At 65.9% G+C, this 22561-nt stretch carries 14 protein-coding genes; 8 read left to right on the top strand and 6 right to left on the bottom strand.

The window, feature by feature from the left end:
* Positions 1 to 2: 2 nt before the first annotated feature.
* The 4 genes from AC5P9W_RS13965 to AC5P9W_RS13980 all read left to right on the top strand — a co-directional run bounded on the left by AC5P9W_RS13965 (position 3) and on the right by AC5P9W_RS13980 (position 7400).
* Complete coding sequence (locus AC5P9W_RS13965) at positions 3 to 1643, top strand: acetolactate synthase large subunit (RefSeq protein WP_021202067.1); 1641 nt, start codon at positions 3 to 5, stop codon at positions 1641 to 1643.
* A gap of 175 nt (positions 1644 to 1818) precedes the next feature.
* Positions 1819 to 3330: a lysine--tRNA ligase gene (gene lysS / locus AC5P9W_RS13970; RefSeq protein ID WP_021202068.1), complete on the top strand. Its 1512-nt coding sequence runs from the start codon at positions 1819 to 1821 to the stop codon at positions 3328 to 3330.
* A 205-nt stretch (positions 3331 to 3535) separates the two neighbouring features.
* On the top strand, positions 3536 to 4675 hold the full coding sequence (rpfG, locus tag AC5P9W_RS13975; protein WP_019661474.1) for a cyclic di-GMP phosphodiesterase response regulator RpfG: 1140 nt from the start codon (positions 3536 to 3538) through the stop codon (positions 4673 to 4675).
* Position 4676: 1 nt separating this feature from the next.
* Entirely contained in the window at positions 4677 to 7400 is a 2724-nt protein-coding gene (locus AC5P9W_RS13980; protein ID WP_457895042.1) for a response regulator, read from the top strand.
* 12 nt (positions 7401 to 7412) lie between these two features.
* Here the strand turns inward: AC5P9W_RS13980 and rpfF are convergent, their stop codons facing one another.
* From rpfF to betI, 5 genes are all read right to left on the bottom strand, one after another.
* Complete coding sequence (rpfF, locus tag AC5P9W_RS13985) at positions 7413 to 8282, bottom strand: diffusible signal factor synthase RpfF (RefSeq protein ID WP_012480080.1); 870 nt, start codon at positions 8280 to 8282, stop codon at positions 7413 to 7415.
* A gap of 200 nt (positions 8283 to 8482) precedes the next feature.
* Entirely contained in the window at positions 8483 to 10159 is a 1677-nt protein-coding gene (locus tag AC5P9W_RS13990) for a long-chain fatty acid--CoA ligase (protein ID WP_019661476.1), read from the bottom strand.
* A gap of 226 nt (positions 10160 to 10385) precedes the next feature.
* The gene (betA, locus tag AC5P9W_RS13995; protein WP_495219323.1) at positions 10386 to 12068 is read right to left on the bottom strand and encodes a choline dehydrogenase; all 1683 of its coding nucleotides are present in this window, start codon (positions 12066 to 12068) and stop codon (positions 10386 to 10388) included.
* Positions 12069 to 12169: 101 nt separating this feature from the next.
* Positions 12170 to 13642, bottom strand: a complete 1473-nt coding sequence (betB, locus tag AC5P9W_RS14000; protein ID WP_111104174.1) for a betaine-aldehyde dehydrogenase — start codon at positions 13640 to 13642, stop codon at positions 12170 to 12172.
* Positions 13643 to 13680: 38 nt separating this feature from the next.
* Entirely contained in the window at positions 13681 to 14271 is a 591-nt protein-coding gene (betI, locus tag AC5P9W_RS14005) for a transcriptional regulator BetI (RefSeq protein ID WP_005409501.1), read from the bottom strand.
* Positions 14272 to 14441: 170 nt separating this feature from the next.
* Here betI and AC5P9W_RS14010 point away from each other — a divergent pair, with 170 nt between their 5' ends.
* Positions 14442 to 15992: a BCCT family transporter gene (locus AC5P9W_RS14010; RefSeq protein ID WP_021202072.1), complete on the top strand. Its 1551-nt coding sequence runs from the start codon at positions 14442 to 14444 to the stop codon at positions 15990 to 15992.
* Positions 15993 to 16122: 130 nt separating this feature from the next.
* Here AC5P9W_RS14010 and acnA read toward each other — a convergent pair whose 3' ends face one another.
* Positions 16123 to 18876, bottom strand: coding sequence for an aconitate hydratase AcnA (gene acnA / locus AC5P9W_RS14015; RefSeq protein WP_111097828.1), 2754 nt, complete (start codon positions 18874 to 18876; stop codon positions 16123 to 16125).
* Between the two features lie 301 nt (positions 18877 to 19177).
* Here acnA and AC5P9W_RS14020 point away from each other — a divergent pair, with 301 nt between their 5' ends.
* The 3 genes from AC5P9W_RS14020 to acnB are packed head-to-tail and all read left to right on the top strand — an operon-like array spanning position 19178 to position 22443.
* Positions 19178 to 19402, top strand: coding sequence for an AbrB/MazE/SpoVT family DNA-binding domain-containing protein (locus AC5P9W_RS14020; protein WP_005409505.1), 225 nt, complete (start codon positions 19178 to 19180; stop codon positions 19400 to 19402).
* Positions 19403 to 19408: 6 nt separating this feature from the next.
* The gene (locus AC5P9W_RS14025; RefSeq protein ID WP_005416402.1) at positions 19409 to 19807 is read left to right on the top strand and encodes a type II toxin-antitoxin system VapC family toxin; all 399 of its coding nucleotides are present in this window, start codon (positions 19409 to 19411) and stop codon (positions 19805 to 19807) included.
* A 44-nt stretch (positions 19808 to 19851) separates the two neighbouring features.
* Entirely contained in the window at positions 19852 to 22443 is a 2592-nt protein-coding gene (acnB, locus tag AC5P9W_RS14030) for a bifunctional aconitate hydratase 2/2-methylisocitrate dehydratase (protein ID WP_111097827.1), read from the top strand.
* Positions 22444 to 22561: the final 118 nt, after the last annotated feature.

Consider the following 22561-nt stretch of genomic DNA (forward strand, 5'->3'; position numbering starts at 1 on the left):
CGATGTCCAAGGGTTCAGATCTGCTTGTCGCCGCACTTGAGAACGAAGGCGTCGAGCGCATTTTCGGTATTCCCGGCGAAGAAAACCTCGACGTGGTCGAGTCGCTCCGCCATTCCAGCATCGAACTGGTCATCACCCGCCACGAACAGGCGGCGGTGTTCATGGCGGCCACGTATGGCCGCCTGACCGGCAAGCCGGGCGTATGCCTGGCAACGCTCGGTCCGGGCGCGCTCAACTTCACCACCGGCGCCGCCTACGCGCTGCTCGGTGCGTGGCCGGTCATCATGATCACAGGCCAGAAGGGCATCGTGGCCAGCAAGCAGGCACGCTTCCAGATCGTCGACATCGTCAGCACGATGAAGCCGCTGACCAAGCAGGCGCGGCAGATCGTCTCGGCGCGCACCATCCCGACCATCGTCCGCGAAGCGTTCCGTGTGGCCCAGGAGGAGCGCCCGGGCCCGGTGTTGCTGGAGCTGCCCGAGGATATCGCCGCCGATGAAGTAGAAGGGGTGTCGCTGATTCCGCCGCATGCGGTGGAGCGGCCGATTGCCAGCCCCGAGGCGCTGGACCGCGCCGCGGAGATCATCCGCAATGCCAAGCGGCCGTTGCTGATGATCGCTTCGGCGGCGTCGCGGCCGCAGTCCAGCGAGGCGCTGTCGGCGTTCGTACTACGCGCCGGCATTCCGTTCTTCACCACGCAGATGGGCAAAGGTGCGGTGGCCGGCGGCTCGGGCCTGTACATGGGTACCGCGGCGCTGACCGAACGCGACTACGTGCACATGGCCATCGACCAGGCCGACGTGATCGTGACCATCGGCCATGAGGTCACCGAAAAGCCGCCATTCGTGATGCGTCCAGGCGGGCCGACCGTGATCCATATCGGCTACTCGCAGGCGGCGGTGGAGCAGGTGTACTTCCCGCAGGTGGAAGTGATCGGTGACATCGGCCGTTCGCTGACCCAACTGGCCGACCGCATCGAAGGCGCGGTGCCCCATGCCGATGCGCTGCTGCCGCTGCGCGCGACCATCCTCGAGCACCTTGCCGATCGCGCCGAGGACGCTGGTTTCACCCCGCAACGACTGGTGCACGACGTGCGCCAGGTGATGCCGCCGGACGGCATCGTGGCGCTGGACAACGGCATGTACAAGATCTGGTTTGCGCGCAACTACCGCACCCAGGTGGCCAACACATTGCTGCTGGACAACGCGCTGGCGACCATGGGCGCGGGCCTGCCGTCGGCGATCATGGCCTCGATCCTGTACCCGCAACGACGGGTGCTGGCGGTGTGTGGCGACGGCGGCTTCATGATGAACAGCCAGGAGCTGGAGACGGCGCGCCGGCTGGGCCTGAACCTGGTGGTGCTGATCCTCAACGACGGTGCCTACGGCATGATCCGCTGGAAGCAGGCGGTGGATGGTTTCACCGACTACGGCATGACCTTCAGCAATCCCGATTTTGTGAAGTATGCCGAGGCCTATGGCTGCAAGGGGCATGAGGTGACGGCCATCGAGCAGTTCGTCCCGACCCTGGAGGCGGCCTTCAACGAGGGCGGGGTGCACCTGGTGTCGGTGCCGATCGATTACTCGGAGAACCAGCGGGTGCTGGTGGACGAGCTGCGACAGGCGTTTCCCGGGAACGGCTGACGCCGGCGCCGCGCTCCGGTGGGTGTCGACCTTGGTCGACACAGGGACCGCCAACCAAGGTTGGCGACTACCGGGGCAGGGCGGCGGCGGGGCTGGGGCTGGACGGTTTTGGTATGCTGGGCAACCGGCTGTGCCGGGCGCAAGATCCCCCTCACTACACGATTCCCGCAGATCCATGAGCGAAGCTACCGATACCCCCCCCGTCGACGAAAACAAGTTGATCGCCGAGCGCCGTGAGAAACTCAAAGCGCTGCGTGGGCAGGGCATCGCGTATCCGAACGATTTCCGTCGCGAGGATTTCGCCGGCCGCCTGCAGGAAGAGTTCGCCGATGCCGAACAGTGGACCGCCGAGGCGCTGGAAGGCAATGGCCGCCAGGTGAAGATGGCCGGCCGCCTGATGGCCAAGCGCATCATGGGCAAGGCCAGTTTCGCGCAGATCCAGGACGAGTCCGGCCGCATCCAGCTGTTCCTGCAGGGCACGGTGCTGGGCGATGCCTATACCGCCTTCAAGGGCTGGGACGTGGGCGACATCATCGCCGTCGAAGGCGGCCTGACCCGCACCAGGACCGGCGAGCTGTCGGTCAAGGCCGAATCGATCCGCCTGCTGACCAAGTCGCTGCGCCCGCTGCCGGACAAGTGGCATGGCCTGGCCGACGTCGAGCAGCGCTATCGTCAGCGCTACGTCGACCTGATCGTGACCCCGGAATCGCGCGCGGTGTTCATCAAGCGCTCGAAGATCATCCGCGCCATGCGCGCCTGGCTGGACAGCCGCGATTTCCTGGAAGTCGAGACGCCGATGATGCATTACATCCCCGGCGGCGCGGCGGCCAAGCCGTTCACCACCCACCACAATGCGCTGGACCTGGACCTGTACCTGCGTGTGGCGCCGGAGCTGTACCTCAAGCGCCTGACCGTGGGTGGCCTGGAGCGCGTTTACGAGATCAACCGCAACTTCCGCAACGAAGGCGTCAGCACCCGCCACAACCCGGAATTCACCATGATGGAGCTGTACGAGGCCTACGCCACGTACAACGAGATCATGGACCTGACCGAAGGCGTGATCCGTGACGTGGCCAAGGCCGTCAACGGCAGCACCGAGGTCGAGTGGGACGGGGCGAAGATCGACCTGGGCCCGGCGTTCCGCCGTTGGCGCATGGACGAGGCGGTGCGCCACCACAACCCCGAGATTTCCGTCGCCGACTGCACTGACCGCGACGCGCTGCTGCGCCATTGCGAGCGCCTGAATATCCGCGTCAAGCCGTCCTACGGCTGGGGCAAGCTGCTGCTGGAGATCTTCGAGGCCACGGTCGAGCACACCCTGATCCAGCCGACCTTCATCACCGACCACCCGGTGGAGGTCTCGCCGCTGGCTCGTGCCAACGACAACGACCCGGGTTACACGGATCGCTTCGAGCTGTTCGTCAACGGCAAGGAGCTGGCCAACGGCTTCTCCGAACTGAACGACCCGGAAGACCAGGCGCAGCGTTTCCAGGCCCAGGTGGCCGCGAAGGAAGGCGGCGACGACGAGGCGATGCACTACGACGCCGACTACATCCGTGCGCTGGAGTACGGCATGGCCCCGACCGGTGGCCTCGGCATCGGCGTGGATCGCCTGGTGATGCTGCTGACCGGCAGCAGCTCGATCCGTGACGTGCTGCTGTTCCCGTACATGCGTCCGGAGCAGTAAGTCGTCTTTTTGACCCCTGTTTGTGCGCGCCGTCGCGAAATGAGACGGCGCGATTGACGCCTCCCGCACTCGGCGTATCGTTAATGCACTACCTTGACGTCTGTTATGGCTTGATCGGCGCCAGGGGGAGTGCGCATTGTGGAGAGTCCGCTTCACAATGTGATGACGATCATGAACCGGGACGCATGACACGGGAGTCGGGCCGATGCAGGGTGCGAGCGTTCGCAGCGGCAGGGTATCCTCGCCTGCTGATGATCCAGCATGGTCGAGAAACCAGGCGGAGTACGCGTTGAACATCGTCATTGTTGACGACCAGACGTCCGCGCGGACGATGCTGCGTCACGTCATCGAAGACATCGCGCCGGAACTGAGCGTGCATGACTTCGGCGATCCGCTGACCGCATTGGCCTGGTGCGAGGCGCACCCGGTCGACCTGCTGCTGCTCGATTACCGCATGCCGGAGATGGACGGGCTGGAGTTCGCCCGCCGTTTCCGTCGCCTGCCCAAGCACCGCGATATCCCGGTGATCCTGATCACCGTGGTCGGCGACGAGCCGATCCGGCAGGCGGCGCTGGAAGCGGGGGTCATCGACTTCCTGGTCAAGCCGATCCGCCCGCGCGAACTGCGCGCGCGCTGCTACAACCTGCTGCAGCTGCGCCAGCAGACCGAGAACGTGAAGCAGCGTGCGTTGTCGCTGGAGCAGCGCCTGCTGGCCAGCATGCACGAGGTCGAGGAACGCGAACGCGAGACCCTGTCGCGATTGGCACGGGCGATCGAGTTCCGTGATGCCGGCACCAGTGCCTACCTCGAACGCATGGCGCGCGTGGCGGGGCTGATTGCCGAGCAGCTGGGCCTGCCCGAAGACGACGTGCGCCTGATCGAGATGGCCGCACCGCTGCATGACATGGGCAAGATCGCCATTCCCGACGCGGTGCTGCTCAAGCAGGGCAAGCTCAATGACGAGGAGCTGGCGATCATGCGCCGGCATCCACGCATCGGCCACGAGCTGCTCAGTGGCAGCCAGAACCGTTTCATCCAGGTGGGCGCGCTCATCGCGCTGCGCCATCACGAGCGCTATGACGGCAGCGGCTATCCCGACGGCCTGGTCGGCGAAGCGATCCCGCTGGAAGCGCGGATCGTTGCTGTCGCCGATGTCTTCGACGCACTCATCTCACCCCGTCCGTACAAGGAAGCATGGACCATGGAAGCCACACTGGCCTATCTGTACGCACAGCGTGGCCGCCTGTTCGATCCACGCTGCGTGGATGCGCTGATGCGCGGCCGCCAGCAGTTGATGGACATCTGCGCCCAGCACTCGACGGCATCGACGCGACCGGGTGGGTGACATGCAGGACCTGTTCGCACGCGTGAAGCGTCGGCTGGCGCAGCGTCCGGATTCGGAACATGGCCAGGCGATCGTGCGGGTGGTGTTGATCTCGCTGATCCTGATCTATGTTCTGCTGTCCGGTGCCCGCCTGCACCGGTTGGATCAGTACCAGGGCGTGCTGGCAACGGTAGTGACCGGCCTGGGCCTGTCGCTGCTGCTGTTCGGCTGGCTGCTGTGGAGGCCGCAGCGCTCGGACCCGCGACGGGTGGCCGGAATGCTGGCCGATTACGGACTGATCGCGATCGGCATGATCCAGATGGGTGAGCCGCTGGCGTGGGTGTATGCGGTGGTGATGTGGGTGACAGTGGGCAACGGCCTGCGCTTCGGGCCGCGGTACCTGGCCGCTGCCGTCGTGCTGGCCATGGCCAGTTTCGGCACTACGGTGCTGTTGACCCCTTACTGGCAGGCCAACCTGGGCCTGGCGGTTTCACTGTGGCTGGGGCTGTTGGCGGTACCGTTGTGCTGCTCCTCCCTGCTGCGCCGAAGGATGCGACATCCGACCATGGATACGACGCCCGCCACTGGCTCCGACAAGCGCTCGCTGCTGGCCCGCTTCAAGCAGCGCCTGTCCGGGCGCGAGGACAGCGAGCACGCGCAGAACCTGATCCGCATCATCATCACGGCGCTGTTCATCAGCTATCTCGGCTGGCGCTCGCTGAGCGGTGGCGGTGAGGCGCTGACTGCGACGTGGCTGATCCTCGCCTTCGAGCTGACCATTTCCGCAGGCCTGCTGGCCGCGATCCTGGTCAATCCGGGCGTGTCGCATGTGCGCCGGGTGATCGGCATGCTGACCGACTACACCTGCATGGCCTGGATCATGACGATCCAGGGCGAGCCGGCCGCACCGCTGTATGCGGTGATGCTGTGGGTCACGATCGGCAACGGCATGCGCTACGGCAGCACCTACCTGCGCGTGGCCACGGCCATGGGCTGCCTGGCGTTCCTGTGCACGGTGATGCTGTCGCCCTACTGGCGCAGCCACGACTATCTGGGCTGGGGCCTGCTGCTGGGCCTGGGCGCGATTCCGCTGTACTTCGATTCGCTGTTGCATGCCTTGACCCGGGCGGTGGCCGAGGCGCGCCAGGCCAACGAAGCCAAGAGCCGCTTCCTGGCCAACATGAGCCATGAGTTCCGCACGCCGCTGAACGGGCTGGCGGGCATGACCGAAGTACTGGCCACCACCCGCCTGGACGACGAACAGCGCGAGTGCCTGAACACCATCCAGGCCTCGACCCGCAGCCTGCTGGCGCTGGTGGAAGAGGTGCTGGACATCTCCGCGATCGAAGCCGGCAAGGTGCGCGTGGAGTCGCACGAGTTCGCACTGGCCGACGTGCTGCAGGCGATCAACCTGATCCTGACCCCGCAGACCCGTTCCAAGTCGCTGGACTATCGCGTGCAGGTGGACGACAACGTGCCGCCGCGCCTGCTGGGTGATGCCGGGCATCTGCAGCAGATCCTGCTGAACCTGATGGGCAACGCGGTCAAGTTCACCGACAGCGGCTACGTGCATCTGCGCGTGTCGAGCCCGGACGCGCCGGACAGCCAACGGATGCGCCTGCGATTCGAGATCGTCGATACCGGCATCGGCGTGCCGGTGGCGCTGCGTGGGCGCCTGTTCAATGCCTTCGAGCAGGGGGATGTCGGCCTGGCCCGTCGCCATGAGGGCACCGGCCTGGGCACGGCCATTGCCAAGGGCCTGGTCGAGTCGATGGGCGGGCAGGTCGGCTATGCGCCGAACAGCCCGCGCGGCAGCGTGTTCTGGGTCGAGATCACGCTGGACGTCGCAGAGACCGCATCAGCCCCGGCGGTTCCGTCCGAGGTGGCTGAAGCCGGCAATGTCATCGCGTTTTCCAACCCCTTCCTGCGCCATCGTGCACGGGTGCGCAGCCTGCGGGTCCTGGTGGCCGACGATCACGAGGCCAACCGCATGGTGCTGCAGCGGCTGCTGGAGAAGGCCGGCCACAAGGTCACCTGCGTCAACGGCGGCGCCGAAGTGCTCGATGCGTTGGAGCAGGCCAGTTACGACGCAGCGATCGTCGACCTGCACATGCCCGGCATGAGCGGACTGGATCTGCTCAAGCAGTTGCGGGTGATGCAGGCCAGCGGCATGCCTTACGTTCCGGTCATGGTGCTGAGCGCAGACGTCACCCCCGAGTCCATCCTGCGTTGTGAGCAGGCCGGCGCCCGCGCCTTCCTTGCCAAGCCCGTGGTGGCCACCCGCCTGCTGGAAGTGCTGGCCGATGTCGCCGCCAACACCCGCGCCGAGCCCGGCATCCAGTCGGTGCCTGCATTGCCGGTCGGCGATGGCGTGCTCGATACCGCGGTGCTGGACGAGCTGGCGTCGCTGGGCATGGGCGATGGCTTCGAACGCAAGTTCATCGACCAATGCCTGGCGGACGTCGACGCGAGCATGGGCCAGCTGCAGGGCTGCGGCGAGCGCCAGGCCTGGGAGGATTTCCGCGAGCACGCCCACGCGCTGCGCGGCGTGGCAAGCAACCTGGGGCTTGTCCAGGTTGCCGCCTCCAGTGGCGAACTCATGCGCATGGCGGACTGGCAGCTGAAGGGCGAATGGAGCGCCCGCCTCAGCAGCCTGGCGACCGCTCTGCGCAACGGCAGGAATGCGTTGGCTGCCCGTAGTGCGGGGGCACCGCACCGCGACGACAGCGAGCGCAGCCCGTCCTGACCCGCCAGACGATCAGGCCGGGTCGCCATTGCGTCGGGCCTGCGCCCGTACCAGCCGGTCCATGGTGCGCAGGGACTTCTCGCCGAGCTGCATCGCAGTGTCTACCCAGATCTCGGTGATCCGCATCATTTCATGCAGCGGCACCATGGTGGCGATCTCGTTGACCTCACGCATCGCCGCCCAGGCGTGCGGGATGCGTCGGCTTTCCTTGATCACCTGTTCGACTGCGGCAACACCTTCGCCCACCGGCACCACGATGTCGACCAGGCCCATTTCCTTCAGCTGGCTGGCGGTGTAGAGGTTGCCTTCCAGCATGATCTTCTCCGCCAGCCGCGGACTGATCCGCTGGCACAGGAAGGAGTAGGCGCCCATGCCGGGGAACAGGTCGAACAGCACCTCCGGCAGGCCCATCAACACGCCTTCCTCGGCGACGATGGTGTGGCAGCTCAGTGCGGCCTCGAAGCCGCCCCCCAGTGCATTGCCCTGGACCAGGGCGATGCTGTGGGCACGGGTGCCCAGGCCGGCATGGAAGGCATGCACGCCGCGCACGCAGCGCTGGGCATAGTCGAGCAGGCGGGCGCGGTCGCCCTCGCGGATCAGGCGGCAGAACAGTTCGAGATCGCCGCCCAGATTGAACACGTCGCTGTCCGAGGCAAGTACGACATGGGGTGACAGAGCGTGCGAGGCGCTGAGGCGATCGCCCAGTTCGCGCTGGTAGTCGACGATGTCATCGACCAGGCGCGAGGCGAAGCACGGCCGGCCTGGCTGGTTGACCAGGTTGGCGTGCATATGGATCCAGTAAACGTCCCGCTCGGGTTCTTCGGTGATACGCAGGGTAGGGTGCTGCGAGGGACGGGTAATGATGGGGCGTACTGCAGACATGGGAGTTCTCCGTGTGACCGTCCGGCCAACCGCAGAGCGGACGGAGAGGAGTGAGGGGGCGAGCTGAACATGCGGCGGCGACTGATTCTATGCACCCGTCGTGAACCGCCCGCAAGCGCCGGGCCGGCCATGTTCCGGCAATAAAAAGACCCCGCCGTCTCCGGCGGGGTCCCCTGTACTGTCGTGCTGCCCGGAAACCCTTACTGGGCGGGCGTATCACGCAGCTCGCGACGGAGAATCTTGCCGACGTTGGTCTTCGGCAGCTCCTTTCGGAATTCTACGATTCTGGGGTGCTTGTAACCGGTCAGGTTGGCCCGGGCATGTTCCTTGACCATTTCCGCGGTCAGGTTCGGGTCCTTCTTCACAATCACGACCTTCACGACCTCGCCGGACTTCTCGTCCGGGACACCGACCGCAGCCACTTCCAACACGCCGGGCATCATCGCGATGACGTCCTCGACCTCGTTCGGGTACACGTTGAAGCCGGACACCAGGATCATGTCCTTCTTGCGGTCGACGATGTAGAAGAAGCCCTGTTCGTCCATCTTCGCCATGTCGCCGGTGTGCAGCCAGCCGTCGGCGTCAATGGCCGTAGCGGTTTCCTCCGGGCGCTGCCAGTAGCCCTTCATCACCTGCGGGCCCCTGATGCACAGTTCACCCACTTCGCCCAGCGCCAGGATGTTGCCGTTGTCGTCCTTGATGCAGGCATCGGTGGACGGGATCGGCAGGCCGATGGCGCCGTTGTACTCGGGCAGGGTGAGCGGATTGATGCAGGCTGCCGGCGAGGTCTCGGTCAGGCCATAGGCTTCGACCAGGGTCACGCCGGTGACCTTCTTCCAGCGTTCGGCCACGGCACGTTGTACCGCCATGCCGCCGCCGAGGGTGAACTTGACCGAGGAGAAGTCGATCTCGTCGAAGCCGGGGGTGTTGAGCAGGCCGTTGAACAGCGTGTTGACACCGGTGATGGCGGTGAAGCGGGTACCCTTGAGCTCCTTGACGAAGCCCTTCATGTCGCGCGGGTTGGTGATCAGGTGGTTGCAGCCACCGAATTTCATGAAGACCAGGCCGTTCGCGGTCAACGCGAAGATGTGGTACAGCGGCAGGGCCGTGATGATCACTTCCTTGCCCGGCTCGATGCCTGAAGTGGACAGCCATGCCGACGCCTGCTGCATGTTGGCGATCAGGTTGCGGTTGGTCAGCATCGCGCCCTTGGCCACGCCGGTGGTACCGCCGGTGTACTGCAGGAAGGCGATGTCGTCGTGGTCGATCTCGACAGGCGGAAGCGCGTGGCGGCTGCCCAGCTTGAGCGCCTGCCTGAAGCGGACGGCGCCCTTGATGTGGTAGTTGGGCACCATCTTCTTGACGTACTTCAGTACGAAGTTGACGATCGCGCCCTTGGCGCCGAGCAGGTCGCCCAGGCCGGTGGTGACCACGTGCTTGACCGGCGTATCGGCGATGACCTGTTCGACGGTGTCGCCGAAGTTGTCGACCACCACCAGCGCACTGACGCCGGCGTCGACCAGCTGGTGCTTCAGCTCGCGGGCGGTGTACAGCGGGTTGACGTTGACCACGGTGAGGCCTGCGCGCAGCACGCCGAAGGTGGCCACCGGGTACTGCAGGCAGTTGGGCATCATCAGGGCGACGCGGTCACCCTTCTTGAGCTTGAGCTCACCCAGCAGGTAGGCGGCGAACTGGGTGACCAGCGCGTCTGTCTCACCATAGGTGAGGACCTTGCCGAAGCTGGAGTAGGCGGGACGGTCGCGGAATTTCGCGACGGAAGCGTCGAAGACCGAAGCTACCGAATGGAACTCGTTGACGTCGATTTCGGCGGGAACGCCTTTCGGATAGCTCTGCAGCCAGGGACGATCCAGACTCATATTCCCCCTCCAGGAATCGTGATGTATTAGGTTCGGCCCCGAGCGTATCGACAATGGCCGTTCATTGCAGCATACCCCGCCGTAGGGAAAACGCGAAGAGGGGTTTGCGTGGCGCATTGTGCGAACGCGTCAAACGGCGCCGGGCATGGCCCGGCGCTACCGAAGGCAGGACGCGCCTGGTAGCGCCGGGCCATGCCCGGTGGGTGTTTCACGGTGTGCGGCTGGCTCAGCCCTGCTTGCGCACCGGTGCACCGTTGGACTTGTAATACGGCGCGGTGCTGCGGGCCAGCGGGGTGCGGCCGCGGATCACGTCGGCCAGCTTCTCGGCCATCATGATGGTCGGCGCGTTGAGGTTGCCGGTCACCACCTGCGGCATGATCGAGGCATCGACGATGCGCAGGCCTTCCAGCCCGTGCACGCGGCCTTGGCCGTCGACCACCGCCATCGGGTCATCGGCATGGCCCATCTTGTTCGAGCACGACGGGTGGTAGGCGGTCTCGGCATGCTCGCGCACGAATGCGTCGATCTGCGCGTCGGTCTGCAGCGCGCTGCCCGGCGAGATCTCGCGGCCGCTGTACGGTGCCAGCGCCGGCTGCGCGAAGATCTCGCGGGTGATGCGGATCGCCGCGCGGAACTCACGCCAGTCCTGCTCGTGCGACATGTAGTTGAACAGGATGCTCGGATGTTCGCGCGGATCCTTCGAACGCACGTGGATGCGGCCGCGGCTGGGCGAGCGCATCGAACCGACGTGCATCTGGAAGCTGTGCGCCTTGATCGGGTTGGAGCCGTTGTAATTGATCGCCACCGGCAGGAAGTGGTACTGCAGGTTCGGCCAGTCGAATTCGGCGTCGCTGCGGATGAAGCCGCCGGCCTCGAACTGGTTGCTGGCGCCGATGCCGGTGCCCAGGAACAGCCACTCGGCACCGATCGCCGGCTGGTTGTACAGCTTCAGCGCCGGGGCCAGCGAGACCGGCTTCTTGCACTCGTACTGCAGGTACATCTCAAGGTGGTCCTGCAGGTTGGCGCCGACGCCCGGCAGGTGGTGTACCAGGTCGATGTCCAGGCTGCGCAGCAGGTCGGCCGGGCCCACGCCCGAGCGCTGCAGGATCTGCGGCGAGGCGATGGCGCCGCCGCACAGCAGCACCTCACGGCGGGCGGTGGCACGCTGTGGCTGGTCGTTGTGCAGCCACTGCACGCCCACCGCACGCTTGCCCGAGAACAGGATGCGGTCGGTCAGCGCGTGGGTGACGATGGTCAGGTTCGGGCGCGGCCTGGCCAGGTCCAGGTAGCCGCGGGCGGTGCTGGAACGACGGCCCTTCGGGGTCACCGTGCGGTCCATCGGGCCGAAGCCTTCCTGCTGGTAGCCGTTGAGGTCGTCGGTGCGAGGGTAGCCGGCCTGCACGCCGGCCTCGACCATCGCAGCGAACAGTTCGTTGTTGCCGGCCTTGGGCGTGGTCACGCGCAGCGGGCCATCGCCACCGTGGTAGTCATTGGGTCCGATGTCGCGGGTTTCGGCCTTGCGGAAATACGGCAGGCAGTCCAGGTAGGTCCAATCCTCCAGGCCCGGCATGCTGGCCCAGTTGTCATAGTCCATCGCGTTGCCGCGGATGTAGCACATGCCGTTGATCAGCGACGAGCCGCCCAGGCCCTTGCCGCGTCCGCAGTCCATGCGACGGTTGTTCATGAAGGGCTCCGGATCGGTCTTGTACGCCCAGTTGTAGCGCTTGCCCTGCAGCGGGAAGGCAAGCGCCGCCGGCATCTGGGTACGGAAGTCGAACCGGTAGTCCGGGCCACCGGCTTCCAGCAGCAGCACGCTGACATCGGCATCTTCGGTGAGGCGGGTGGCCAGCACGTTGCCGGCCGAGCCTGCGCCGATGATGATGTAGTCGTACTCGTTATGGGTGCTCATGGGTGTCTCCTGCAGGCCGCGGCGCGCTGCATGCAGGCGTCGCGGCGGAATGTCGGATCGGCGCGGTGGCCGGACGAGGGTGCGCGCTTGCGGCGCGCCGGTCAGAACACGCTGGCGTAGTCGCCCAGCTCGACCTGCACCGACTTGATGCGGGTGTAGTGGCCGAGGGTGGAGATGCCGTTCTCACGGCCGACGCCCGATTCCTTGTAGCCACCGACCGGCATTTCGGCCGGCGATTCACCCCAGGTGTTGATCCAGCAGATGCCGGCTTCCAGGCGGTGGATGATGCGGTGCGCGCGGCTGATGTCCTTGCTGACCACGCCCGCGGCCAGGCCGAAGGTGGTGTCGTTGGCGCGGCGCACCACTTCGTCCTCGTCGTCGTAGGCCAGGATGCTCATCACCGGCCCGAAGATCTCTTCCCGGACAATCGTCATGTCATCGCGGCAGTCGGAGAACACGGTCGGCAGCACGTAGGCACCTTGGGCCAGCGCACCTTCGGTGGCACGGCCGCCACCCGTCAGCAGGCGGGCGCCCTCGGCCTTGCCGCTCTCGATGTAGCGCAGCACGTTTTCCATGTGCGGGAAGCTGGTCAGCGGGCCGAAGTTGGTCTCGGCGTCCATCGGGTCGCCGATGCGGATGCGCTTGACGCGCTCGACCACGGCGGCCTCGAATGCGGCCAGCATGCCGCGCGGCACGAACACGCGGGTGCCGTTGGTGCAGACCTGGCCGGAACTGAAGAAGTTGGCCATTACCGCGATGTCGGCCGCGCGGTCCAGATCGGCGTCATCGCAGATCACCAGCGGCGACTTGCCGCCCAGCTCCATGGTCACTTCCTTCAGCGACGAGGACGCGGCGCTGGCCATGACCTTCTTGCCAGTGGCGACGCCGCCGGTGAAGGAGATCTTCTCGATCACCGGGTGCTCGGTCAGCCACTGGCCGATCTCGCGGCCCGGGCCCTGCACGACGTTGAACACGCCGGCCGGCACACCGGCTTCGGTGTAGATCTCGGCCAGGCGGATCGCGGTCAACGGGGTCACTTCGGAGGGCTTGAACACCATCGCGTTGCCGGCTGCCAAGGCCGGGGCCGACTTCCACATGGCGATCTGGATCGGGTAGTTCCAGGCGCCGATGCCGGCGACCACGCCCAGCGGCTCGCGACGGGTGTAGAAGAAGCTCGATTCGCGCAGCGGCAGCTGGATGCCCTCGATGGCGGTGGCCAGGCCGGCGTAGTACTCGACCACGTCGGCACCGGTGACGATGTCCACGGTGGTGGTTTCGGCCAGCGCCTTGCCGGTGTCCAGAGTCTCCAGCTGGGCCAGTTCGTCGTTGCGCTCGCGCAGGAGCTCGACGGCGCGGCGCAGGATGCGCGAGCGCTCCATGGCCGTCATCGCCGCCCACACCTTCTGGCCTTCGGACGCGCTCTGCACGGCACGCTCGACGTCGGCCTGGCTGGCGACCTGCACCTCGGCGATCACCTCACCGGTGGCCGGGTTGACGGTCTTGAAGGTCTTGCCGCTGGTGGCATCGACGCGCTGGCCGTGGATGTAGAGCTGTTGGACGGGCAGGGTGGTCATGGGGCGTACTCCTTGGAAGGGGGCGGGTGCTGAAGCGCTTATAGCGCGACAGCCTGCAACTGGAAGTCGATGTAGCCGTAAGCGATGCGCCGGGACTTCTCGGCATTGAACTGGCCGCCGACCAGGCTGCCGCGCAGCCACAGGCCATCAATCATCGCGGCCAGGCCGCGGGCGGCCAGGCGGGCCTGCGGGTGGGGCAGCAGGCGGTTGAACTGGTGGCAGAGGTTGGAGAACAGGCGCTGGTCGTTGGCGCGCTGCAGCCGGGCCAGTTCCGGCTGGTGCATGCTGGCGGCCCAGAAGGTGAGCCAGACGCGCATGGCGGTGCCGTTGATCTGGCTGTCGTCGAAGTTGCCATCGACGATGGCGCGCAGCTGCTCGCGCGGGTCGTCGCTGGCGTCGGCGCGGTAGCGGGCGACGGCGTCCTTCAACTCGCGCAGGATCTGCCGCATTGCAGCATTGAGCAGGCCGTCCTTGTCGCCAAAGTAGTGGGCGACGATGCCGCTGGACAACCCTGCCTTCTTCGCGATGGTGGCGACGGTCGCATCGGCCATGCCGATCTCGTCGATGGTCTGGAAAGTGGCCCGGATCAGCTGCTCGCGCCGTACCGGTTCCACGCCTTTCTTCGGCATTGTCTCTCCACGGTTTGCGACCCGAAGGATCGGGCTGCCCGCCATTATGCTTTTTATTGATTGAACGTTCAATCAATAAACCCTAGGATGCGCTCGCGCCCCACGCCATGGGCCCGGTTTACCGGTCCGGCCCCGCCCATGTGCTCCCTCGGACTTGATGAGACGACCCCATGTCTTCCCTGGCTCATCCCAAGCGTTCGCCCCTGCGCTTGAACCGTTTTGTGTTCTTCAGCTCCTCGGTGTCGATCGGCATCCTCGGGCTGCTCACCGTTCTCTATCCCGAAGGCAGCGAGCACTGGCTGCAATGGGCGCAGGCCGAGGTTTCGGCGGCGTTTGGCTGGTGGTACATGCTGCTGATCGTGCTGTGCCTGGGCTTCGTGCTGTGGCTGGCGCTCTCGCCGTATGGCCGCATCCGCCTGGGCCACAACGAGGAATCACCGGCCTTCGGCTACGTCGCCTGGGTCTCGATGCTGTTCTCGGCCGGCATCGGCATCGCGCTGCTGTACTACGGCGCCTACGAGCCGCTGGACCACTTCCTCAATCCGCCCGGGCAGCCCGGCGGCACCGTGGCCGCCGGCCGCGAGGCGATGGTGCTGACCTTCCTGCACTGGGGCCTGCACGGCTGGGCGCTGTATGCGCTGGTCGGTGTGGCACTGGGCTACTTCGCCTACCGCCGCGACCTGCCGCTGGCGCTGCGCTCGGCGCTGTACCCGATCTTCGGTGAGCGCATCCATGGCCGCATCGGCGACATGGTGGATGGCTTCGGCATCCTGGCCACGCTGATCTCGATGGTGACCAACCTCGGCATCGGCGCGCTGGTGGTGCAGTCCGGCCTGGTCTACCTGTTCCACATCCCGGATACGCCGCAGGTGCTGGTGGCGATCGTGCTGGTGATGATGGTGGTGGCCACCATCGGCGTGGTTGCAGGCGTGGAAAAGGGCATTGCCTGGCTCTCCAACCTCAATGTGCGCCTGCTGTGCGGCCTGCTGCTGTTCGTGCTGGTCACCGGCCCGACCCTGCACCTGTTCGATGGCTTGATCCAGAACACCGGCGATTACCTCGGTGCGTTCGTGCGCAAGAGTTTCGACATGTACCTCAACGACCCGAAGGGGCGTGAGTGGATGGGCTCGTGGACGCTGTTCTACTGGGCCTGGTGGATCGCCTGGGCGCCGTTCGTCGGCCTTTTCGTGGCGCGCATCTCGCGGGGACGCACCATCCGTGAAGTTGTCATGGGCGTGCTTCTCATCCCGCTCGGTTTCACCCTGGCGTGGCTGTCGATCTTCGGCAACACCGCCATCGACCTGGTCCTCAACCATGGCCAGGCGATCCTGGGCGACGTGGCCCAGCACGATGCGGCGATGACGCTGTTCAAGCTGCTGGAATACCTGCCCGGGGCGCCGTACGTGGCCGGTGCTGCGGTGGTGATTGGTTTCGTGCTGTTCCTGACCCCGGTCGATTCGGGCACGCTGATGATCGCCAACCTGTGCACCCGTCGTGTTGACGATGGCGTGGAAGATGGGCATGACGCGCCGATCTGGCTGCGCGTGTTCTGGGCCGTCGGTATCACCGTGGCCAGCGTCGGGCTGCTCCTGGCCGGCAATTTCAGCGCAATGCAGACGGCGGTGGTGCTGTGCGGCCTGCCGTTCTCGTTCACCCTGGCGTTCTACATGTGGGGCCTGCTGAAGGCGCTGCGCACCGACCCGGACGCACCGCGCCGCTGAGTGCTTCTGTAGAGCCGAGCCCATGCTCGGCTGCTGTCGGCGCAGAAGCAGCCGAGCGCAGGCTCGGCTCTACAGGGGGGTGCATCGCAAACGGAAAGGGGCGGATCCGTGCGGATCCGGCCCTTTTCCGTTACTTGCTGGCCAGCTGGCGCAGCACGTACTGCAGCAGGCCACCGTGACGGAAGTACTCGACTTCCTTCGGGGTCAGCAGCATCACCGACACCTCGAAGGTCTTCTTCGTGCCATCGGCCTTGGTCGCGGTGACCGTGGCGCGCTTGCTGGCACCGTCCTGCAGGCCGGTGATGTCGATCACTTCCGACCCGTCCAGACCCAGGCTCTGCGCATTCTCGCCGTTGCGGAACTGCAGCGGCAGCACGCCCATGCCGACCAGGTTGGAACGGTGGATGCGCTCGAAGCTCTCGGCGATGACCGCCTTCACTCCCAACAGCAGGGTGCCCTTGGCCGCCCAGTCGCGCGACGAGCCGGTGCCGTATTCCTTGCCGGCCAGCACCACCAGCGGCACCTTTTCTGCCTTGTACTTCATGGCCGCATCGTAGATCGCCAGCTTCTCCGGCTGACCGCCGCCGGCCGGGTAGTACAGGGTGTTGCCGCCTTCCTCGCCACCGAACATCAGGTTCTTGATGCGGATGTTGGCGAAGGTGCCGCGGACCATCACGTCATCGTTGCCGCGGCGGCTGCCGTAACTGTTGAAGTCGGCCGGCTGCACGCCGCGCTCCTGCAGGAAGCGGCCTGCCGGCGAGTCCTTCTTGATGTTGCCGGCCGGGGAGATGTGGTCGGTGGTGATCGAATCGCCGAACAGGCCCATCACGCGTGCACCATGCACGTCGTCGATGCTGCCGGTCTGCATGGTCATGCCATCGAAGTACGGCGGGTTCTTGATGTAGGTGGAGGCATCGCTCCACTCGTACAGGTTGCCGTCTGGCGAGGCGATGGTGTTCCAGCGGGTGTCACCCTTGAACACGTCGGCGTAGTTCTGCTTGAACATCTCCGGGCCGATGGTCGCGGCGATGACATCGCCGATTTCCTTGTTGCTCGGCCAGATGTCACGCAGGAACACCGGCTGGCCATCGCTGCCGGTACCGAGCGGCTGGGTGGTCAGGTCGATGTCGGTGGTGCCGGCGATGGCGTAGGCCACCACCAGCGGCGGACTGGCCAGGTAGTTCATCTTCACTTCGGGGTGCACGCGGCCCTCGAAGTTGCGGTTGCCCGACAGCACCGAGGTGACCACAAGATCGCCGGCGGCGATGCCGGCGCTGACCTCGGTCGGCAGCGGGCCGGAGTTGCCGATGCAGGTGGTGCAGCCGTAGCCGACCACGTAGAAGCCGATCTTCTCCAGCTCCTTCAGCACGCCGGCCTTTTCCAGGTAGTCGGTGACCACGCGCGAGCCCGGCCCGAGCGAGGTCTTCACCCACGGCTGGCGGTTCAGGCCCTTGGCGGCCGCATTGCGGGCCAGCAGGCCGGCACCGATCATCACCGCCGGGTTGGAGGTGTTGGTGCACGAGGTGATGGCGGCGATGACCACCGCGCCGTCCTTCAGCCGCACCTTGCGGCCTTCGATCTCGATGTCGGCGAAGCCCTTGGCCAGCTGCTCGTTGCCGACCGCGGCGCCACCGCCTTCGTTGACGAAGGTGGCAACGTCCTCGCTGCGCTTGTCACGGTTGGCGGTCAGGCCGACCAGCGCTTCGCGGTAGTTCTTCTGCACGTCTTCGAGCAGGACGCGGTCCTGAGGACGCTTCGGGCCGGCCAGCGACGGCTTCACCGTGCCCATATCCAGTTCCAGCGTGGTGCTGTACTGGGCATGCGGGCTGCCCGGTTCGTGCCACAGTCCTTGCGCTTTGGCATAGGCCTCGACAAGGTTGATCTGCTCTTCGCTTCGGCCGGACAGGCGCAGGTAGTTCAGCGATTCGGCGTCGATCGGGAAGATGCCGCAGGTGGCGCCGTATTCCGGGGCCATGTTGCCGATGGTGGCGCGGTCGGCCAGCGGCAGGTGCTGCAGGCCATCACCGTAGAACTCGACGAACTTGCCGACCACGCCCAGCTTGCGCAGCATCTGGGTAACGGTCAGCACCAGGTCGGTGGCGGTGGCGCCCTCGGGCAGCTTGCCGGTCAGCTTGAAGCCGACCACCTGCGGGATCAGCATCGACGACGGCTGGCCGAGCATGGCCGCCTCCGCTTCGATGCCGCCCACGCCCCAGCCCAGCACGCCGATGCCGTTGATCATGGTGGTGTGGCTGTCGGTACCGAACACGGTATCCGGGTAGGCCACGGCCTTGCCATCCTTCTCTGCGGTCATCACCACGCGAGCCAGGTTTTCCAGATTCACCTGGTGCACGATGCCGGTGTTGGGCGGCACCACCTTGAAGTTGTCGAAGGCCTTCTGGCCCCAGCGCAGGAAGCCGTAGCGTTCCTGGTTGCGCTGGAACTCGATCTTGCCGTTGAGGTCCAGCGCGTCGGGCTTGCCGAACACGTCGACCTGCACCGAGTGGTCGATGACCAGCTCGGAGGGAATCTGCGGGTTGATCTGCTCCGGCTTGCCGCCGAGCTTGACGACGGCGTCGCGCATCGCGGCCAGGTCGACCACGCAGGGCACGCCGGTGAAGTCCTGCAGGACCACGCGTGCGGGCATGAACGCGATTTCGGTGTCCGGCTCGGCCGCCGGATTCCAGCGGGCCACGGCTTCGATGTGGTCCTTGCCGACGGTGATGCCGCCATCCTCGTGCCGGAGCAGGTTCTCCAGCAGGATCTTCATCGAGTAGGGCAGGTGGGAGATATCGAAGCGCTGGCCCAGCGTGGGCAGGCTGAAGTAGTCGTAGGTCTTGCCGCCGACGTTCAGCTGGCTGCGGGTGGAGAACGAATCGCTCATGCGGGGTAACTCCTTCTTGCGGATGGCTTGCAGTGGCCCGCGCATGGGCGGACCTGCTTGCGGTCGCCGGTGGCCTGTTGGCCCCGGAAGTTCCAGTATGAACCCGAAACTGAATGGATTCACCCGGGCCGGGTTCGGCCTGCGGCATCGGTCCCAGACTACAGGGGAGGTTGTATGGCGTATGTCACGTTTGTGACCGATCCTTTGCGAGGCAAGGGCTGGCGGGGTGCCGGTCCTGTTCAGGGTGGAAGTATGCCCAAGGAAGTATGTATAATTTGTGCATACTCTGGAGGGCCTACCGATGGAAGCCACTGTTGCAGAACGCGGACAGATCACCCTGCCCAAGGCGGTGCGTGATGCCCTCGGCCTGACCAAGGGCACGCTGCTGAAGGTCGAGCTGGACGGCAGCCGCATCATCCTGCGCAAGAGTGTTGACGATGCCATTTCACGGGCGCGCGGCAAGTTCGCGCTGGACGGCTTCGAATCCTCCGACGCAGCGGTACGCGCGGTGCGTGACGAGGAATAAGCCGTGATGATCGCCGTCGATTCACCGGTGCTGGTCGAGCTGCTCAGCAATGGTCCGCAGGCCGATGCCGTGGAGGCCATCCTCCGGCAGAGCCTGGTGGGTGGCCGTGTGGTGGTCTGCGGCGCGACCCTGGCCGAGGTCTGCGCATCGCTGCGCGGCGGCGCCGAGGTGCTCGAAGCGCTGGAAGAAATGGGCGTGCACTTCAACCCGATGGAAGCCAAGTCGGCGCTGCGCGCCGGCGAGATGCACCGCCGCCATCGCCAGCGTGGCGGCAGCCGCCGCAGCCTGGACGAATTCATGGTCGGCGCCCACGCACTGCTGCAGTGCGATGGCCTGATCACCTGGAACGACACGTTTTACCGCGACTACTTCAAGGGCCTGAAGCTGATCGTGCCGCACGCCTGAGCCCACTTTTGATTTTTCAACCTACGCATTACCCGGGAGTTGTCATGTTGGAAGCCTACCGCCACCACGTCGCCGAGCGCGCTGCGCTTGGCATCCCGCCGCTGCCGCTGAGCGCGCAGCAGACGGCCGATGTCATCGAACTGCTGAAGAACCCGCCGCAGGGCGAGGCCGAGTTCCTGCTCGACCTGCTGACCCACCGCGTGCCGGCCGGCGTCGATGACGCAGCCAAGGTCAAGGCCTCGTACCTGGCGGCGATCGCGCTGGGCAGCGAGCAGAACCCGCTGATCAGCCGCGAGCGCGCAACCGAACTGCTGGGCACCATGCTCGGCGGTTACAACGTCGCCCCGCTGGTGCAGCTGCTGGACGACGCCAGCGTCGGCACCATCGCCGCCAACGGCCTGAAGAAGACCCTGCTGGTGTTCGATGCGTTCCATGACGTGCAGGAAAAGGCCAAGGCCGGCAACGCCAACGCCCAGGCCGTGCTGCAGAGCTGGGCCGAGGCCGAGTGGTTCACCAGCAATCCGGAAGTGCCGCAGAGCCTGACCGTCACCGTGTTCAAGGTGCCGGGCGAGACCAACACCGACGACCTGTCGCCGGCGCCGGACGCGACCACCCGCCCGGACATCCCGATGCACGCCCTGGCGATGCTGAAGAACAAGCGCGACGACGCGCCGTTCACCCCGGAAGAAGACGGCAAGCGCGGCCCGATCCAGCAGATCCTCGACCTGAAGGACAAGGGCCACCTGGTCGCCTACGTCGGCGACGTGGTCGGTACCGGCTCCTCGCGCAAGTCGGCCACCAACAGCGTGCTGTGGTGGACCGGCGATGACATTCCGTACATCCCGAACAAGCGTGCCGGTGGCGTGTGCCTGGGCGGCAAGATCGCGCCGATCTTCTACAACACGATGGAAGATGCCGGTGCGCTGCCGATCGAGCTGGACGTGTCGAAGATGGAGCACGGCGACGTCATCGAGCTGCGCCCGTACGAAGGCAAGGCGCTGAAGAACGGCGAGGTGATCGCCGAATTCCAGGTCAAGTCCGACGTGCTGTTCGACGAAGTGCGTGCCGGTGGCCGCATCCCGCTGATCATCGGCCGTGGCCTGACCGGCAAGGCGCGCGAAGCGCTGGGCCTGGCCCCGACCGACCTGTTCCGCCTGCCGGTGCAGCCGGCCGATACCGGCAAGGGCTTCTCGCTGGCGCAGAAGATGGTCGGCCGTGCCTGTGGCCTGCCGGAAGGCCAGGGCATGCGCCCGGGCACGTACTGCGAACCGAAGATGACCTCGGTCGGCTCGCAGGACACCACCGGCCCGATGACCCGTGACGAGCTGAAGGACCTGGCCTGCCTGGGCTTCTCGGCCGACCTGGTGATGCAGTCGTTCTGCCACACCGCCGCCTACCCGAAGCCGGTGGACGTGAAGACCCACCACACCCTGCCGGAGTTCATCTCCACCCGTGGCGGCGTCTCGCTGCGCCCGGGCGACGGCGTGATCCACAGCTGGCTCAACCGCATGCTGCTGCCGGACACCGTCGGTACCGGTGGTGACTCGCACACCCGTTTCCCGGTGGGCATTTCGTTCCCAGCCGGTTCGGGCCTGGTCGCCTTCGCTGCGGCCACCGGCGTGATGCCGCTGGACATGCCGGAGTCGGTGCTGGTGCGCTTCAAGGGCAAGATGCAGCCGGGCGTGACCCTGCGTGACCTGGTCAACGCGATCCCGCTGTACGCGATCAAGTCGGGCCTGCTGACCGTGGCCAAGGCCGGCAAGAAGAACATCTTCTCCGGCCGCATCCTGGAAATCGAAGGCCTGCCGGAGCTGAAGGTCGAACAGGCGTTCGAACTGTCCGACGCCTCGGCCGAGCGTTCGGCGGCCGGTTGCTCGGTGCGCCTGAACAAGGAACCGATCATCGAGTACCTGACCAGCAACATCACCCTGCTGAAGTGGATGATTGCCGAGGGTTACCAGGATCCGCGTTCGCTGCAGCGTCGCATCGAGAAGATGGAAGCCTGGCTGGCCAACCCGCAGCTGCTGGAGCCGGATGCCGACGCCGAGTACGCCGCCGTCATCGAGATCGACCTGGCCGACATCCACGAGCCGATCGTGGCCTGCCCGAATGACCCGGACGACGTGAAGACCCTGTCCGAGGTAGCCGGTGCCAAGATCGACGAAGTGTTCATCGGTTCGTGCATGACCAACATCGGGCACTTCCGCGCCGCGGCCAAGCTGCTGGAAGGCAAGCGTGACCTGCCGACCCGCCTGTGGGTGGCCCCGCCGACCAAGATGGACGCCTCGGAGCTGACCAAGGAAGGCGTGTACGGCACCTTCGGCGCTACCGGCGCACGCATGGAAATGCCGGGCTGCTCGCTGTGCATGGGCAACCAGGCGCAGATCCGCGAGGGTTCCACCGCGATGTCGACCTCGACCCGCAACTTCCCGAACCGCCTGGGCCGCAACACCAACGTGTACCTGGGTTCGGCGGAGCTGGCCGCGATCTGCTCGCGCCTGGGCCGCATCCCGACCAAGGAGGAGTACATGGCGGACATCGGCGTGATCAACGCCAATGGTGCGGAGATCTACCGCTACATGAACTTCGACCAGATCGAGGAATATCAGGACGTGGCCAAGACGGTCGCTGCCTGATGCGGTAGTGCCGGCCGCTGGCCGGCATCCCGTTGAAAGGAAGAACCCCCGGTGAGAACCGGGGGTTTTTTGTGGACGGGCCACTTTCGTAGAAGTTGCATTTCAGTAGAGATGCATC

This window comes from Stenotrophomonas sp. YJH_SMC_33 (genome assembly GCF_059372295.1).

Coding starts and splice junctions, on each gene's coding strand:
- AC5P9W_RS13965 (WP_021202067.1), top strand. CDS start 3: ATGTCCAAGGGTTCAGATCTGCTTGTCGCCGCACTTGAGAACGAAGGC.
- lysS (WP_021202068.1), top strand. CDS start 1,819: ATGAGCGAAGCTACCGATACCCCCCCCGTCGACGAAAACAAGTTGATC.
- rpfG (WP_019661474.1), top strand. CDS start 3,536: ATGCAGGGTGCGAGCGTTCGCAGCGGCAGGGTATCCTCGCCTGCTGAT.
- AC5P9W_RS13980 (WP_457895042.1), top strand. CDS start 4,677: ATGCAGGACCTGTTCGCACGCGTGAAGCGTCGGCTGGCGCAGCGTCCG.
- rpfF (WP_012480080.1), bottom strand. CDS start 8,282: ATGTCTGCAGTACGCCCCATCATTACCCGTCCCTCGCAGCACCCTACC.
- AC5P9W_RS13990 (WP_019661476.1), bottom strand. CDS start 10,159: ATGAGTCTGGATCGTCCCTGGCTGCAGAGCTATCCGAAAGGCGTTCCC.
- betA (WP_495219323.1), bottom strand. CDS start 12,068: ATGAGCACCCATAACGAGTACGACTACATCATCATCGGCGCAGGCTCG.
- betB (WP_111104174.1), bottom strand. CDS start 13,642: ATGACCACCCTGCCCGTCCAACAGCTCTACATCCACGGCCAGCGCGTC.
- betI (WP_005409501.1), bottom strand. CDS start 14,271: ATGCCGAAGAAAGGCGTGGAACCGGTACGGCGCGAGCAGCTGATCCGG.
- AC5P9W_RS14010 (WP_021202072.1), top strand. CDS start 14,442: ATGTCTTCCCTGGCTCATCCCAAGCGTTCGCCCCTGCGCTTGAACCGT.
- acnA (WP_111097828.1), bottom strand. CDS start 18,876: ATGAGCGATTCGTTCTCCACCCGCAGCCAGCTGAACGTCGGCGGCAAG.
- AC5P9W_RS14020 (WP_005409505.1), top strand. CDS start 19,178: ATGGAAGCCACTGTTGCAGAACGCGGACAGATCACCCTGCCCAAGGCG.
- AC5P9W_RS14025 (WP_005416402.1), top strand. CDS start 19,409: ATGATCGCCGTCGATTCACCGGTGCTGGTCGAGCTGCTCAGCAATGGT.
- acnB (WP_111097827.1), top strand. CDS start 19,852: ATGTTGGAAGCCTACCGCCACCACGTCGCCGAGCGCGCTGCGCTTGGC.